Genomic DNA, 15,340 nt, shown 5'->3' with positions numbered 1-15,340 from the left:
CGGATCGCGCGAGCCTTTCGGCTCGCGCCTCCGACGCCATCACTCGTAGATCGCGCTCAGCACGACGTGAAACTTCGCGACCGAATTGCCGATATTCTTGATCTCGTAATGAATCTCGGTCTCGTCCTTGGTGTCGACGGTCTGCGACTGCGGGTTCGGCTTGATCTCCGTCACCGTGAAGTGACGCCAAACGCGCGTCACCTCGAGCGAGGTGTCCTGGTTGAAGCCGGTCGCCGTGCTGCCGGTGGCGAAAGGCACGGCCTGCGCGTCCCACACCGCATTGAAGGGCGAGGCGTTGTTCCACCAGCCATGAACGGTCGCGCCGGGCGCGAGGGTGAGCTCGGTCTTGGTGTCGATGAAAAGCACTTTGGACATTTTCAATCTCCTATCTGAAACCGTCGCATGAAATCATTGCGATCGGATGCAGAGGAGATTAGTCGCGGCGCGCTGTCATCGCCGTGCGCGCGAGCACAGAGCGCGCTTCAATGCGTCTCGCCATAGAGCGCGGAAAGCGGAAAGGCGAGGCCGGGCGGATCGAGCGTGATGTCGCCGTCATGAATGACGCGCGTCAGAATATCGCTCCCCTCCCCGCGACGATGATGAATCACCAGCGGCGAATCTGGATCGACGATGAGATAATGCGCGACGCTCGCGATGCGAAAATAGCCGACGAGCTTGCCGAGAGCGTCATTGCGCCCTGTGGATGGCGACAGCACCTCGACGACGATAAGAGGCGCTTCGACGAAAAGCGTGTCCGGCGGCAGCTCCGGTCCGCAATAGAGCTGCGCATCGGGCTCGAAGACGGTCGTCGCATCGACGCGCACGGCCATTCCGTCCGGCAGCACATGGCACGGCGCATCCGCACGGCGCGCGGCGTCCTGAAGAGCGCGAGCGGCCGCGAGCTTCGCCTTCGCATGGGCGGCTCGTTCCGCCGCCTGAGCGAAAACTTCACCATCGACGAGCTCGTGTCGGCCGGGCTGTCCTTCGGCCCAGACCACGAATTCCTCGGCGGTCATTTTCGTCTTCGGCAGAGCGCTCATGCGGAGCATCCTAGCGGAATGGCGCATCCGGCGCCATTCCGGGGCGTCACCCCTTCAGATCGTCGAAGGGCACCATCACATGCTGGCGATAGGCCGGCCGCTCGCAGAGGCGCGCATACCAAGCCTCGACATTGGGCAGCGACGGCCGCTCTATGTCGAGCGAGAAATAGCGAAACAGCGTCGTTCCGGCGGGAATGTCGGCGAGCGTCGGCTCGTCGCCGGCGAGGAAAGGACGATCCGCGAGCCAGTTGTCGAGAAATCGATAATGCTGCGCGCAGCGCGCGACGGCGGCGATGATCGCCGGCCAGTCGCGCTTTTCCTCCGGCGTGCGGTAATAGCCCATGAACACGCCGTCGACGAAGGCCGGCTGCAACGTCGTCTGCGCCCAATCCATCCAGCGATCGGGGAAGGAGCGCGTCGCCGGATCCGCCGGCCAGAAGGCCTCGCCGCCATGGCGCGCGGCGAGATAGCGCAATATGGCGTGAGATTCCCACACCACCACGCCCTCTTCGTCGATGACCGGAATGCGGCCATGCGGATTTTTCGCGCGAAACTGCGGATCGTCCAGCCCGCCGAAAGCGCCGCCGAGCGGCACATGGGCGTGATCGAGCGCGAGCTCGCCGACGAGCCACATGACCTTCTGCACATTGAAGGAGTTGCGCCGTCCCCAGATCGTGAGCATGCGTTCGTCTCCTTCTTCGGCAATCTCGGCGTTGCGGCAATCTAGCCCGAGGCGCAGGCGCGCGCCATTGACGTGGGGTTGCGTTTATCGAAGCCGCGTAGCTGCGCGCGACGAGAGCAATTCATGAAAACAAATTGCGTTTCGCCGAAAATCCCCCGGCGAAACGCGCTTTTTCGGCCGCAACCAAGGCTCAGGCGGTCTCGCCGCCTGTATCGCCGGACGCCGCGTCGCCGGCCGCCTCGTCCTCGCCGGCGTCGGCCAAATGCTCGACCGAGACGACGCGCTCTCCCACCGCCGTGTCGAAGACGATGACGCCCTGCGTGCCGCGGCCCGCTATGCGTATGCCCTCGACCGGGCAGCGGATGAGCTGGCCGCCATCCGTCACCAGCATGATCTCATCACCGCGACCCACGGGGAAGGAGGCGACGAGCTTGCCATTGCGGGCGTTCACCGCCATGGCGACAATGCCTTTGCCGCCACGTCCGGTAATGCGATATTCGAAGGACGAAGAGCGCTTGCCGTAGCCATTCTCGGAGACAGTCAGGATAATCTGCTCGGCCTGCTCCATTTCGCGATAACGCGCCTCGGTCAGCTCGATCGCGGTCGAGGCCTCCTCGGTCTCCGCCGCACCCTCCTCCGCGCCTTCCACTCCTGCATTGCGGCGCTGCGCCGCGGCGCGCTTGAGATAGGCGGCGCGCTCGTCGCCGACGGCCTCGAAATGCCGCAGGATCGACATTGAGATCACGCGGTCGTCGCCAGCGAGCGCTATGCCGCGCACGCCCATCGAGGTGCGCCCCTGGAACACGCGCACGTCGCTGACCGGGAAGCGAATGCACTGCCCCTCGCGCGTCGTCAGCAGAATATCCTCCTGCTCCGCCGCTGTAGCGACATCGACGATGGCCTCGCCTTCATCGAGCTTCATGGCGATGATGCCGGAGCGCCGCACATCGGAGAAATCCGAGAGCTTATTGCGGCGCACCGTGCCGCCCGTCGTCGCGAAAATGGCGTCGAGCGTCGCCCAGCTCGATTCGTCCTCGGGCAAAGGCATGATGGTGGTGATGCGCTCGTCCTGCTCCAGCGGCAGCATGTTGACCAGCGCCTTGCCGCGCGCCTGCGGCGCCGCCAGAGGCAGACGCCAGACCTTTTCCTTGTAAGCCCTGCCGAGCGAGGAGAAGAACAGCACCGGCGTATGCGTCGAGGCGACGAAGAGGCGCTGAACGAAGTCTTCTTCCTTCGTCTGCATGCCGGAGCGGCCCTTGCCGCCGCGCCGCTGTGCGCGATAGGTCGAGAGCGGCACGCGCTTGATGTAGCCGGCGTGCGAGACGGTGACGACCATATCCTCTCTGGCGATGAGGTCCTCGTCCTCCACATCGCCGTCGCCATCGACGATCTGCGTCCGGCGAGGCGTCGCATAGGCCTCCTTGACCGCGATCATCTCGTCCTTGACGATTCCGAACAGCTTTTCGCGCGAGCGCAGAATCTCGAGATATTCGGCGATCTCGGCGGCGAGCTTGTTCAGCGCCTCGGCGATCTCCTCGCGGCCGAGCGCGGTGAGGCGCTGCAGGCGCAGCTCGAGAATGGCGCGCGCCTGCGCCTCGGAGAGGCGAATGGTTCCGTCCTCGGCGAGCACATGGCGCGGATCGGCGATCAGCGCGACCAGCGGCGCCATATCCTTGGCCGGCCAGGCGCGCTCCATCAGCGCCTCGCGCGCGGCGGCGGCGTCGGCAGACGTGCGAATGAGGCGAATGACCTCGTCGATATTGGCGACGGCGATGGCGAGGCCGACCTGCAGATGCGCGGCGTCGCGCGCCTTGGCGAGGCGGAACTTCGTGCGCCTTGTGACGACCGTCTCGCGGAAGTCGACAAAGGCGACGAGCACGTCTTTCAGCGTCAGCAGCTCGGGCCGGCCGCCATTGAGCGCGATCATATTGACCGGGAAGCTCGATTGCAGAGCCGTATGGCGCCAGAGCTGGTTCAGCACCACATCCGCCACCGCGTCGCGCTTCAGCTCGACGACGATGCGCATTCCTTGGCGATCGGATTCGTCGCGGAGATCCGAAATGCCTTCGATCTTCTTCTCGCGGACGAGCTCGGCGATGCGCTCGATCAGCGCGGCCTTGTTCACCTGATAGGGAATCTCGGTGAAGATGATCGCCTCACGCTCCTTGCGGAGCGTCTCGATCTCGGCCTTGGCGCGCATGATGATCGAGCCGCGCCCGGTCGTATAGGCGTTGCGTATGCCGCCGCGGCCGAGAATTGTCGCCGCTGTGGGGAAGTCCGGGCCGGGCACGATCTCCATCAGCTCGGCGACGCCCATGTCGGGCCGGTCGATCAGCGCGATGGCGGCGTCGATCACCTCGCCGAGATTATGCGGCGGAATATTCGTCGCCATGCCGACGGCGATGCCGCCGGCGCCATTGACGAGGAGATTGGGGAAGCGCGCCGGCAGAACCGTCGGCTCCATCTCCTTGTCGTCATAGTTGGGCTTGAAGTCGACCGTGCCTTCGTCGATATCCTCGAGCAGGGCAAGCGCCGGCTTGGCCAGACGCGACTCGGTGTAGCGCATGGCCGCCGGCGGGTCGTTGTCGACGGAGCCGAAATTGCCCTGGCCGTCGATGAGCGGCAGCCGCATGGAAAAGGGCTGCGCCATGCGCACCAGCGCGTCATAGATCGCGGCGTCGCCATGCGGGTGATATTTACCCATGACGTCGCCGACGATGCGCGCCGATTTCACATAAGGCTTATCGGGCGTATGGCCGTTCTCGTGCATGGAGAACATGATGCGCCGATGCACGGGCTTGAGCCCGTCGCGCACATCCGGCAGCGCGCGGCTCACGATCACGCTCATCGCGTAATCGAGATAGCTGCGCTTCATCTCGTCGGCGATCGAGACCGGGCGAATGTCTGAACCGGGCGTCGGAGGCTTTGTGTCGTCTGTGTCGTTCTCGGCCAATGGCTCGCCAATCCGCTTCGATCGTCCCGCGCTCCGCGGCGAAATCCTGCCGCGGCGAAGTCGCGCCGGCTCTGGGAAAGAGCGCTTCTCGTCGTCGTCCCGTCTCGCCGACGAAGGCGAGGCGGCTGCAAGGTCCGCCGCTCGGGAGAGCGGCGGGACGTGGAGATCGCGCTCGCAGGACGTTTCGAGCGAAGCGCGCCGAGGCGAGCCTAGCGGCAGCCGTCGACGACGCTCGAAACCGCCATTTTTCTATAGGCGATTCTCGGCGGCGACGCCAGTTCGCCCCGCCGCGCGGCGTCGCGGTTCTGCTCGGAGAAACACGGGTTTAGAAAAATTCCTCAAATCTTGTCCGATTCATTTTGGGCGGCGGCGTCAGCTCTGCGCCGAACGCAGCCGACGTCGGGCGTTCATGACGATCGCCCGCGCGCTGGCGTCGCCCGGCTCCAGCAGCTCGAGCCCATCCTCTTCGCTCGTCTCCCACGAATCGGCCACGCGCCCCCTGCCCTCCGACTCGACGAGGCCGATCGAGCGATTTTGCTGGGCCGCCACCGGCTCGCCCGTGGTTTTCGCGCCGCCGAAACGCGCGCGGAGCGCATTCGCGACTTCCGCCCAATCGAGCGATTTCGGCTTCTTCGGCGCTTCATTCGGCGCCGCGGCGGTGGGCGCTTCGTGTGCTCGCTCGGCCGGCTTCTGGCCGCGTGATGCGAGGAATTTGGCGCGCAGCGGCTCGATTTTCGCGCGCATAGCGGCGATCGCCGCGGCGAGACCGGCGGCCGGCGCGGCCTTCTCCTGCGCGGCCGGGGCGACGGGCGCGCGCCGGACATATTTCATGCCGAGCAGCCCGAAGAGCGCGAAGGCGGCGACCAGCGCCTGCCAGAGGGCGAGCGGCGACTCGCTCTCCTCCGCGGACGCTTCTTCGGGGAGTGAAGCGGGAGCGGCCGCCGCGGCGGGGTTAGGCAGAGTTTCGACTGCGGCGAGCGGCGGCGCGGCCTCCCTGGCGACAAGCTCCTCGCCTTTTTGGGATTCGGCGATCGCTTCCGAATCTGCGGCTCGCGGTGAAGGCTCCGCCGGCTCCTCCATCGCGGCGGCTATGTTCTGCGGCGCAGCCGCGGCCGCCTCCGGCTCGGCCGGCGGCGCGACGGGGCCCGGCTCCCCGGCCGTCGCGACCTCGGCGACGGGCGCGCTCTCGATGAGTGGAAGCGGCGCGTGCAGGAAAACGGGAGCCGCCGGCTCCGACTTCGTCGATTCGGTCGGCGGCGGCGCGGCGACCGCGGCCGGCTCCGCCGGTCGGACCGCTTTTGCAGGTTTCGCAGCGACGAGCGGCGCGAGCTGCAAGACGATATCGTCGTAGCCTTTGCTGCTCGGCGCGCCGAACTCCTCGATCGGCGCGCTCCCGCCGCCGCGCGAACGGCGCGGCTCGGCGACGGCGCATCCGAAATGTGCGGCGGCGACAGCCAGAGTCAGGCCGCCGACGAGCAGGCGCGTGAACGGCGTGAATATCGACCTCATCTTCGAAGCTCCGCTGCAATGTCGAGGCGTCAGCTTGCCTCTCGGAGTTGAACAAAGCCTTAGCAATGCGATTAACAATCTGTTAACGCCATGATCTCGTGCCGCATTCACCATCGGTTCACCCGCATGGGGCGATGCTCAGGCCCTCGCTTCGCATTCCCGACAGGAGGAGACAAATGAAGTTGAAGGTCGCTTTCCTCGCCGCTCTGGCGCTCGCCGGCGTCGAGGCCTCGTCCGCCATGGCCCTGCCCCTCGCGCCGTTGGCGGAAGGAGTGGCCGCCCCGCTGACTCAGGCTATCGGCTATCGTTGCGGCCCCGGCTGGCACGTCGATCCCTGGGGACGCTGCGTCCCGCATCGCCGTCCGCCGCCGCCGGCCTATGGTCCGCGTCCGGGCTACCGTCCTCCGCCGGTCTATGGACCGCGTCACGGTTACCGTTGCGGCCCCGGCTTCCATGCCAATCAGTGGGGCCGCTGCGTCCCGAACCGCTGGTGATCGGCCACGGCGCGTAGAACCGAAGAGCTCGCCGAGTTCTGCGCGCCGCGCCAACGCTGTTGCGACGAGACCGACTGTTGCAATCAGACTGTCGCTACGGAGTCTTGCCGTTCGCCGCCGGGTCCTGTATGAGCGAGCCTTCTCACGTCGACGTCGAGCTTTCGGCGCCCACGTCTGGGGCCTCGTGGCGGAGTGGCTACGCAGAGGACTGCAAATCCTTGTACGGGGGTTCGATTCCCTCCGAGGCCTCCAACATCAATCCTCACATATGGGTGGGATTACCCGATAGCTCGCTATCGGGTATGCTGGTTTCGAGGAGTATGCGCTTCGGCGTCGGGGCTTTTTGTTCTTTTGCTTGACGCACTTGCTTTTGGCGCACTCAAAACGCGCGCTCGTCATTGAACAATTTGCTTCCATCCCGCACAAAAACAATCTCTGTTTGCAAGAGCGCGCCATCGCAGCCCCGCTGCATGTACGAGACAAAATCATACATGCGGAACCCGTTCATCCCCGCGTATGCGATCACCTCATGCGCGAGCGGGCCACTGTCGTAAATGCGCCGGAATGACACCTCCAGCAGCATCACATCGACAAATGGCAAGCATTCCCTCGCGCCCTCTAAAACTTCGAGTTCGAATCCTTGAACGTCGGCCTTGAGCAGCATCGGCGCCTGGAATCCGAGCTCGTCCCGGAACGAGTCCAACGTTCGCACAGGCACGCTCCGCTTGACTCCATGGAAATCATGGCTGGAGAAAAAGCTCGATTGTGCGTCGTTGTCGTTGAGTTCGAGTTGACCGTTCCTGGAGCCGATTCCACCGAGGAAATAGCGAACGCGATTGTTGGAAGAAGCTAAAGATTTGAGCGCCGTGCACTTGTATTCCAATGGCTCCGCCAAAAAATACTGCGCCAATGGAAAGATCGACATGCACTCTCGTGACCAACTCCCGGTCGATGCGCCGATGTCTAAAACTGTGGCCGGCGCCCATCCTGTTCTAGCGATCTGGCGAAATGCGGCTTGAAATCCACGCGGCCCCCATTCGGCATTGACGACGCGCGCACCGAATGTGGCGACTGTGCTATTGACGATATGCTTCGCATATTGACGCACCTTCATTCGCTCGCCTCGCTACTCGTTGCTGCCGCTACAATTTGCCGCGCAGCTCGATGAACGTGGTCGGCGCCTCGGCAGCTTCGATGCGATCCTTTTGCTGCCCGCGGGCGCCCTTTAACTCGTCGAGCTTTTCTTTCTAGGCCGCTTCTGCGGGCCGCACAATCTGAGGGGCGACGTCTGAAAAACCCCTCACCATGTGTTTGACATCATGAATTTGTTCATTTTTGGAAGTCCCGCCGCGGCCTCCAGCCGCGCCCCTTCTCTCGACAGCCAGATCGAACAAAGCGAAAGAGCGAGCAGGAAGGCTCGCTGTCCGGGATGCGCCCTTGGACCGCGAACCTTCGGACTCGCTCTCGATACTTTGCGAATGAGATTCTAAGCTATTGTTTCAACGCGTTTCCGACGTTGAGCGGCGTCCCCTTCGGCGGGAACGGCTAGAGGCGCTCGCTCAGCAGCGATTTCTCCAGAGCGCCCAATTTCTCGGGAAGATCGGCGACCGTGTCCGCGAGGGCGGCGGCGAGCAGGCTCTCGGCCACCTCGTGCTTATATTCGTCGAACACGGCTTCGAGCGCGTCATAAGAGTCGTCGAGGATCGGCCGCGCCACGGCGACGCCGGCATGGTCGTCCGCGCAATTCGCGATGCGATCGAATCGCTTACGCGTCGCCTCCGGCAGCATGGACAGAACCGCCCGCTCATAGGCCCCATCGAACATGTCCCGCAGCGCGAGAAGCGCGCGCATCAGCCGATAGAGCTCGATGACCTCGGGGCTGTTGGATGCTCTGAAAACTTGATCCATCGGAAATCCTACTTTCTCGAATTCAATAATTTCGAGTTCAACCCGGTTCGCAACGCTTGTCAAGGTTGTGGTGGGCGCGTCGCACGCGCGTCAGGGCTCTGTGTCAGGGCGCTGCGACCTGCCGGTCATGGCGGCGCTTGATCGCGTCGATTTCTTCCAGCATCGCCGTCAGCACGTCGAGCGCGGCGCGCTCCTCCGCCGTGAGCTCGCATTGCGGATGAAAATGCTTCAAGAGCACGGCCATAGCGTCGCCGATGCGGCCGAGCTGCTTGCCATAGCTGCCGACGTCCGCGAGCACATCCTCCTCGACCCGAGGGGCGCTCGAGCGGCCGAGATTTATGTTGACGAGTCCGAATTGTCCGCCATAGGGGCTGAAGACGGCAGTCCAGGGATTGATCGTCTGGGCGACGTCCCCGGACAGAGGAAGCTTGAAATTGGCCATGAGCCGACCTCGCTGAAATGGAGCCGATCGAGCTTACCCTATTTTTCACGAGTCGATCGGCGCGCGTCCTGCCGACGCGCGCTTCGACATGATCCACAGCGCCAGTGAGCCGAGCAGAATGGACGCGCCCGAGCCGGCGAGCACGCCGATCTTGGTCGCGCGCATCGCCCCCTCGTCGGCGTCGAAGGCGATCTGGCCGATGAACAGGCTCATGGTGAAGCCGACGCCGCAGAGGACGGACACGCCGTAGAGCTGGCCCCAGCCGCTCTTGGGAGGCCGGGACGCGATGCGCGTCCCTATGGCCAGCGCGATCGCCGCGAAGACCCCGGCCTGCTTGCCGAGGAAGAGTCCGAGCGCCACGCCGAGCAGAACCAGCCCCCCGCCCGCCGCGAGATCGCCGCCGCCAAACGCCACGCCCGCATTGGCGAAACCAAAGAGCGGCAGCACGATGAAGGCGACGAAAGGCCCGAGCGCATTCTCGAGCCGGTGCAGCGGCGTATGCTCCTCCGGATCCGGCCCGGAGAGGCGCAGCGGAATCATCGCGGCGAGCAGAACGCCGGCGAGCGTCGCATGGACGCCGCTGAGCTGCACGAAATGCCACAGCGCAACGCCGAGCAGCAGATAGGGCGTGAGGAATTTCACCTCGAAGAGATTGAGGCCGAGCAGCAGAAACAAGGTCACCCCGGCGCCGAGCAGGGGCGCCGCCGACGGCTCGCCCGCATAAAAGACCGCTATGATGACGATCACGCCGAGATCGTCGAGAATGGCGAGAGCGGTGAGAAACACTTTCAATGCGCCGGGAACGCGATCGCCGAGCAGCGCCAGCACGCCGAGCGCGAAGGCGATGTCGGTCGCCGAAGGAATCGCCCAGCCGCGCGCAGTTTGCGGCGATTGGGCGTTGAAATAGGCGAAAACCAGCGCCGGCGCGACCATGCCGCCGAGGGCTCCGACGCCCGGCAGAACGCGCGCCGACCAATGGCGCAAATGCCCATCGACGAGCTCGCGCTTGATCTCGAGGCCGACGAGCAGAAAAAATATCGCCATCAGCCCGTCATTGATCCAATGCAGCGTCGAATGACCGGCGATCGGCGCCTCGAGCAGATCGTGATAGGCCGACGCCCAAGGCGAATTGGCGAGCGCCAGCGCGACGGCCGCGCTCACCATCAGCACCACGCCGCCGGCCGCTTCGCTGGCGAGAAAACGGCGCAGCGTCGAAGGCTCCGCATGATGCGAATGATGTTTCACGGCGCGCTCCGCCCAAGATGAACGAGAAGCGCCACAGTTGAGCGATTTGCGGCGATCTGGCAAGGAAAACCGGATTGAAAATCCGGTTCGGAAAACCGATTCGGAAAACCGGATCGGCTCAGAGCGCTCTATATGGACGCGGACCGGATATCGACGCCGACAGGAGACGCAAATGACCCTCTCCCGCGCCATCGGCCTCATGTCCGGCACGTCCATGGACGGGGTGGACGTCGCCTTGCTCGACACGGATGGCGAAGCGCGACTCGTCTTCGGACCGACTGGCTTTTTCGCTTACTCCGAAGCGGACCGCGATCTGCTTCGCGCCGCCCTCGCCGAAGCGACGCGGCTCGCCGACCGCGAGGCGCGGCCGGGCGCGGTCGGCGCGGCCGAGCGTCTGATCACCGAGCGCCATGCGCAGGCGGTCGAATCGTTCCTGCGCGACGAGAAGCTCGATCCGGCCGCCGTCGATATCATCGGTTTTCACGGGCAGACGGTCCTGCACCGGCCCGAGCGCCGGCTGACCGTCCAGATCGGCGACGCGAAGGCGCTGGCCGAGCGGCTCGGCGTCGATGTCGCCTTTGATTTTCGCGCCGACGATGTGGCCGCCGGCGGCGAAGGCGCGCCATTGGTTCCAGCCTATCATCGCGCTCTGGTTGCAGCGAGCGGGATCGCAGGGCCGGCCGCCGTGATCAACATAGGCGGCGTCGCCAATGTCACTTTCGTCGATGGCGGCGCGGCCGAGCCCGTCGCCTTCGACACCGGCCCCGGCAATGCGCTCATCGACGATCTCATGCTCGCGCGAACCGGCCAACCGGTCGATCGCGACGGCGCGACCGCCGCCAAAGGGCGCGTCGACGAGGCCGTTCTGCAATCGTTCCTTCTTCATCCATATTTTCAAAAAACCTATCCGAAATCATTGGATAGAAATGATTTTTCATTTCACCTGACAGATAAGCTCTCGGTCGAGGACGCGGCCGCGACGCTGACCGCCTTCACTGCGGCCTCGCTCGCTCTCGCCTTCGGGCAGAGGCCTTCTGCTCCGGCGCGCGCGATCATCTGCGGCGGCGGCGCGCATAATCCGACGCTGATGGGCGAGCTCGCCCGCCGCCTCCCCTGCCCGGTCGCCACAGCGGCCGAGGTCGGCTGGATGGGCGATGCGATCGAGGCGCAGGCCTTCGCCTTTCTCGCGGTGCGTGTGCTGAACGGCCAGCCGCTGACCTTCCCCGGAACGACCGGGGTGAGCGCGCCGACCAAGGGCGGCCGGATTGTCCGATCCGATCGGACGATGCGCTAGAGTCATTCCGTGTTTCATTGGAACACGGAATGACTCTCGGCCTTTGTTTTGACGCGTTTCCAACGCCGAAGCGGTGTCCACTTCGGCTGGAACGGACACTCTAAAGGACGTGAATCACGGCCGTGTACCGCAGGCGCCCGCCGTTGAATGTCCAAATCTCATATTCGACGAGGTCGTCGCCCTGAAAACCGGGCGTGGAGCGATATTCGACCTTGGCGCCCTGCGTCCCTTTGCCATTGCAATGCGCGCGCGGATTGCCGGGCGAAAAGCCCGGATAAACCACCGACCTCACGATCGTCAGACGCCCGTGCTGCGGTTCCCGCGCGACGCGAACGTCGGCGCGGCGAATGCTGGAGCAGTCCGGATCGATATTATTGGTCAGAGTGTGGAGGCGCACGAGCGCGCCCGACGCGACCGTCGCCTCCCGTCGGATGAGAACCTCGCTGCCGCCATTGGCGAAACTGACCTGTGGTCCGACGTTGCAACCCGCCAGCGCCAGAGCGAATAGGATTGCGACGCAACGCCATCGTCTCGAAATTTTCATGAAGAGCCTCCTGAAATCGGCCGCATATCGAAGATTTTCCGCGGAACAATTCGGCGCCGCCCCACTCTCCGCGCGTGGGGAGAAGCAATCGTTCAGAAACGATGAAGCAGGACAATCGCAATTGTCAAGAACCAGCCGCCTCGCACGCGCCGCCCTGTTCATTCCATATTGAAGGTTTCCAATCCAAGCTGCGGCGAGGCGAATGCAGGAGCGAAGATGCGCGCGGCCACCAATGACGACAGACGCATGACCACGAGCCGGCGCGGCCTGCTATTGGCTGCTTTCGGGCTAGCGGCTGTCGGCGCGGAAGTCTGGTCGAGAAAGGATCTCTCCGCCCGCTTCTTCAACACTCTGTCGATCGAGGCTTTCGACCTGCCGCCGACGCCGGGGCTGACTTTCGCCGATGGGCGTCCGACGCCCGGATTCGCATCCGCTGATCTCGCGGACAAGCACGCCCTGCTCTATCTTTGGGCCTCCTATTGCCCGAGTTGCCGGGCCGAGCATCATCTGGTGATGGCGCTGGCGCAAAAAGGCGTCGCCATCTACGGCGCCAATGTGAAGGACGATCCCGACCACGCCCGCAGATTTTTGGCCGAGCATGGCAATCCGTTCGTCGCGGTCGGACGGGACGAGCGCGCCTTGCTCCAGCGGGCGCTCGGCGCGCGCGGCGTTCCGGCGAGCTTTGTCGTGGCGCCGGGTCCGAAGATCGATATCGCGATTCTCGGACCGATCGACGAAGACGCGATCGCGACCCGCGTGCTGCCGGCGCTGGCCAAGGGCGCGTGAGAGCGTCGAATGCGCACATTAAATTTTCGTAATTAAGAATTGAGCGTCAGGCGGCGACGTTTATTCCGCGCCTCTTCCAATATTGACAAAATTTAACTTGAGCTCGGAGCGCGTAGAGAAGAGTCTTCTCCCGCTCCCGCCGGTTCGCGGCTCTCTTTCTCGAGACCGCGCCCCGCCATCCGGCCCGCCCCGGCCCCGTCTCAGCGGATCGTGGGGACGGCGGGAGCGCTCCCTATCGCAGACATGAAAAAAGCGCGGCGCCCGCATAGCGTCGCGCTCCCCTTTCGGCTCTTCGACCGTCGTCAGTCGCCACGCGCGGGAATGGCGATGCGCGGCGGATTGCCGAGACGCTTGTCGAGATAGGAATCGACATGAGCGATCAGCGGCTCGATGCGGTTCTCGAAGAAATGGTTCGCCCCCTGCACGACGGCGTGCTCGATGACGATGCCCTTCTGCGTCTTGAGCTTTTCGATGAGGCCGGTCACTTCCTTGAGCGGCGCCACGCGATCTATGTCGCCATGGATGAACAGGCCCGATGACGGGCACGGCGCCAGAAACGAGAAATCGAATCGATTGGCCGGCGGCGCGACCGAGACGAAGCCCTCTATCTCCGGCCGGCGCATCAGCAATTGCATCCCGATCCAGGAGCCGAAGGAAACGCCGGCGATCCAGCAGGCGCGCGCCTCCGGATTGACGGCCTGCGCCCAATCCAGCGCGGCCGCGGCGTCGGAGAGCTCGCCGGCGCCGTGATCGAAAGCGCCCTGGCTGCGGCCGACGCCCCGGAAATTGAAGCGCAGCACGGAAAAGCCGCGCTCGGCGAAAGCGTAATAGAGATGATAGACGATCTGATTATTCATCGTGCCGCCGAATTGCGGATGCGGATGCAGGACGATGGCGATCGGCGCGCCGCGCTGCGCCGATTGATGAAAGCGGCCTTCGAGCCGGCCGGCAGGGCCGGTGAAAATGACCTCGGGCATTGAGTTCCTCGTCTCCCCCGCGCGAAAAACGCCTTATGCGGCCGAGCGGTTTCCGCCGGGGCCGAAAATGCGTTATGCTCCGGCCGAAGCGCCCCTTTCGGGCGTCCGCGCGTCCGGCGCGCTCCGAACCCGCGGCCCTTTGACGGCCGAGCGGGCCTTCTAGCATGTGTGACGGCGCTAGATGCAAGAGTTTTGAAGGTCGCCGCGCTTTCTGTCCGACCGATCGCGAGCTCGGCCGAGATCGCAATTCGCCGGCCGCAGGCCTCTCCCATTCTCGTTGCGGAACGATTAGCTTCGCCTCATGTCCGCACCGCGCGCCTATCTCGATCACAACGCCACCACGCCGCTGCGGCCGCAGGCGCGCGACGCCATGCTCGCGGCGCTGGAGACGCTCGGCAATCCGTCCTCCGTCCATGCCGAAGGCCGAGCCGCCCGCGCGCTGATCGAGGAGGCGCGCAGTGAAATCGCCGCGGGACTTGGGACGAAATCGCGCAATGTCGTCTTCACGTCCGGCTCGACCGAGGCCGCCAATCTGATTTTGACGCCTTTCTTACAACGAGACCAAACTACGGCGGAGATCGATCTGCTGCTCCTCGGCGCCGGCGAGCATCCGGCCGTTCTGGCCGGCCATCGTTTCCCCGCCGCGCGCGCCGAGACCATAGGGCTCGACGCGGAAAGCGCCCTGTCGCTCGATGCGCTGGCCGATACGCTGCAGCGCAACAAAGGTAAACGAATCCTGCTCGCCCTGCAGGCCGCCAACAATGAGACCGGAGCCATACAGCCGGTCGCCGCGGCGGCTGATCTCGTCCATGCGGCAGGCGGGCTTCTGGTCTGCGACGCCACCCAGGCGGTCGGACGGCTGGAGACCACATTCGCGGCCCTGCCGGCCGATGCTTTGTTCTTTTCCTCACATAAGATCGGGGGACCTATGGGCGCCGGAGCACTGGCGTTCGCGGAGGACCGGCTCCATATCAGAGAGGCGCTTTTGCGCGGCGGCGGCCAGGAGGGCGGACGCCGCGCCGGAACCGAGAATGTGGCCGCCATCGCCGGCTTCGCCGCGGCTTTCGCAGTCGCGAAAGACGGCATGGAAGCGGAGGCCGAAAGGCTCGGCGCGCTGCGCGACCGACTGGAGGCGAAAGTCGCGGAAATCTGGCCGGAAGCCATGTTTCTCAGCGCGAAAGGCCCGAGGCTCGCCAATACCTCCGCCTTTCTGACCCCGGGCCAGAAAGCGCAGACCTTGCTGATGGCGCTGGACGTCGAAGGGATCGCGCTCTCCTCCGGCTCGGCCTGCTCCTCGGGCAAGGTGAAAGCCTCCCATGTGCTCGCCGCTATGGGCCTCGAGGACAAAGCCGCGCTCAGGGCGAGTTTGGGCTGGAGTTCGACGGAGGAGCATGTAGATTTGTTTGGTATCGCTTTTGCAGGGGTCGCAAAGAGGATCAGGGCGCGGCGGACGGCCGCCTGAAGGG

At 64.6% G+C, this 15,340-nt stretch carries 15 protein-coding genes and 1 tRNA gene; 5 read left to right on the top strand and 11 right to left on the bottom strand.

Annotated features, from left to right (window positions below):
- Positions 1-39 precede the first annotated feature (39 nt).
- The 5 genes from FMZ75_RS05600 to FMZ75_RS05580 form a co-directional block, all read right to left on the bottom strand.
- Positions 40-375, bottom strand: a complete 336-nt coding sequence (locus FMZ75_RS05600; RefSeq protein WP_108918131.1) for a hypothetical protein — start codon at positions 373-375, stop codon at positions 40-42.
- Between the two features lie 107 nt (positions 376-482).
- Positions 483-1,040 carry a Uma2 family endonuclease gene (locus FMZ75_RS05595; RefSeq protein ID WP_166141636.1) on the bottom strand — a complete coding sequence of 186 codons (558 nt, stop codon included), beginning with the start codon at positions 1,038-1,040 and terminating at the stop codon, positions 483-485.
- A 46-nt stretch (positions 1,041-1,086) separates the two neighbouring features.
- On the bottom strand, positions 1,087-1,722 hold the full coding sequence (locus FMZ75_RS05590; protein WP_166141635.1) for a glutathione S-transferase family protein: 636 nt from the start codon (positions 1,720-1,722) through the stop codon (positions 1,087-1,089).
- A 190-nt stretch (positions 1,723-1,912) separates the two neighbouring features.
- Positions 1,913-4,675 (bottom strand): DNA gyrase subunit A, encoded by a 2,763-nt coding sequence (gyrA, locus tag FMZ75_RS05585; protein WP_166141634.1) that lies wholly within the window; start codon positions 4,673-4,675, stop codon positions 1,913-1,915.
- A 372-nt stretch (positions 4,676-5,047) separates the two neighbouring features.
- A complete protein-coding gene (locus tag FMZ75_RS05580) occupies positions 5,048-6,184 on the bottom strand; it encodes a hypothetical protein (RefSeq protein ID WP_166141633.1) in 1,137 nt (378 codons plus the stop codon).
- Positions 6,185-6,360: 176 nt separating this feature from the next.
- On the opposite strand from FMZ75_RS05580, the gene FMZ75_RS05575 reads away from it, so the two are divergent.
- Together FMZ75_RS05575 and FMZ75_RS05570 are read left to right on the top strand one after the other, a co-directional pair.
- Positions 6,361-6,678: a GCG_CRPN prefix-to-repeats domain-containing protein gene (locus tag FMZ75_RS05575; protein WP_142863295.1), complete on the top strand. Its 318-nt coding sequence runs from the start codon at positions 6,361-6,363 to the stop codon at positions 6,676-6,678.
- Between the two features lie 178 nt (positions 6,679-6,856).
- Positions 6,857-6,930: transfer RNA gene (locus FMZ75_RS05570), tRNA-Cys, on the top strand.
- 127 nt (positions 6,931-7,057) lie between these two features.
- On the opposite strand, the gene FMZ75_RS05565 is transcribed toward FMZ75_RS05570, so the two are convergent.
- The 4 genes from FMZ75_RS05565 to nhaA form a co-directional block, all read right to left on the bottom strand.
- Positions 7,058-7,792 carry an FkbM family methyltransferase gene (locus FMZ75_RS05565; protein WP_166141632.1) on the bottom strand — a complete coding sequence of 245 codons (735 nt, stop codon included), beginning with the start codon at positions 7,790-7,792 and terminating at the stop codon, positions 7,058-7,060.
- A gap of 431 nt (positions 7,793-8,223) precedes the next feature.
- Complete coding sequence (locus FMZ75_RS05560) at positions 8,224-8,586, bottom strand: hypothetical protein (RefSeq protein ID WP_166141631.1); 363 nt, start codon at positions 8,584-8,586, stop codon at positions 8,224-8,226.
- Positions 8,587-8,689: 103 nt separating this feature from the next.
- Positions 8,690-9,028 carry a hypothetical protein gene (locus FMZ75_RS05555; protein ID WP_166141630.1) on the bottom strand — a complete coding sequence of 113 codons (339 nt, stop codon included), beginning with the start codon at positions 9,026-9,028 and terminating at the stop codon, positions 8,690-8,692.
- Between the two features lie 45 nt (positions 9,029-9,073).
- Positions 9,074-10,273: a Na+/H+ antiporter NhaA gene (nhaA, locus tag FMZ75_RS05550; protein WP_166141629.1), complete on the bottom strand. Its 1,200-nt coding sequence runs from the start codon at positions 10,271-10,273 to the stop codon at positions 9,074-9,076.
- Positions 10,274-10,445: 172 nt separating this feature from the next.
- Here nhaA and FMZ75_RS05545 point away from each other — a divergent pair, with 172 nt between their 5' ends.
- Positions 10,446-11,567 (top strand): anhydro-N-acetylmuramic acid kinase, encoded by a 1,122-nt coding sequence (locus tag FMZ75_RS05545; RefSeq protein ID WP_166141628.1) that lies wholly within the window; start codon positions 10,446-10,448, stop codon positions 11,565-11,567.
- 100 nt (positions 11,568-11,667) lie between these two features.
- Here the strand turns inward: FMZ75_RS05545 and FMZ75_RS05540 are convergent, their stop codons facing one another.
- Positions 11,668-12,111: a hypothetical protein gene (locus tag FMZ75_RS05540; RefSeq protein WP_142863300.1), complete on the bottom strand. Its 444-nt coding sequence runs from the start codon at positions 12,109-12,111 to the stop codon at positions 11,668-11,670.
- A 216-nt stretch (positions 12,112-12,327) separates the two neighbouring features.
- Here FMZ75_RS05540 and FMZ75_RS05535 point away from each other — a divergent pair, with 216 nt between their 5' ends.
- Positions 12,328-12,897, top strand: coding sequence for a redoxin family protein (locus FMZ75_RS05535; RefSeq protein ID WP_166141627.1), 570 nt, complete (start codon positions 12,328-12,330; stop codon positions 12,895-12,897).
- 302 nt (positions 12,898-13,199) lie between these two features.
- Here FMZ75_RS05535 and FMZ75_RS05530 read toward each other — a convergent pair whose 3' ends face one another.
- The gene (locus FMZ75_RS05530; protein ID WP_108918173.1) at positions 13,200-13,874 is read right to left on the bottom strand and encodes an alpha/beta hydrolase; all 675 of its coding nucleotides are present in this window, start codon (positions 13,872-13,874) and stop codon (positions 13,200-13,202) included.
- Between the two features lie 301 nt (positions 13,875-14,175).
- Between FMZ75_RS05530 and FMZ75_RS05525 the strand changes: the two genes are divergently transcribed.
- A complete protein-coding gene (locus FMZ75_RS05525) occupies positions 14,176-15,336 on the top strand; it encodes a cysteine desulfurase family protein (RefSeq protein ID WP_166141626.1) in 1,161 nt (386 codons plus the stop codon).
- Positions 15,337-15,340: the final 4 nt, after the last annotated feature.

It is taken from the genome of Methylosinus sp. RM1 (assembly GCF_011378635.1).
Classification (GTDB): Bacteria; Pseudomonadota; Alphaproteobacteria; order Rhizobiales; family Beijerinckiaceae; genus Methylosinus; species Methylosinus sporium.
Note: the sequence above shows the minus strand (reverse complement) of the source record. Positions and strands in the feature narration are given on the sequence as shown.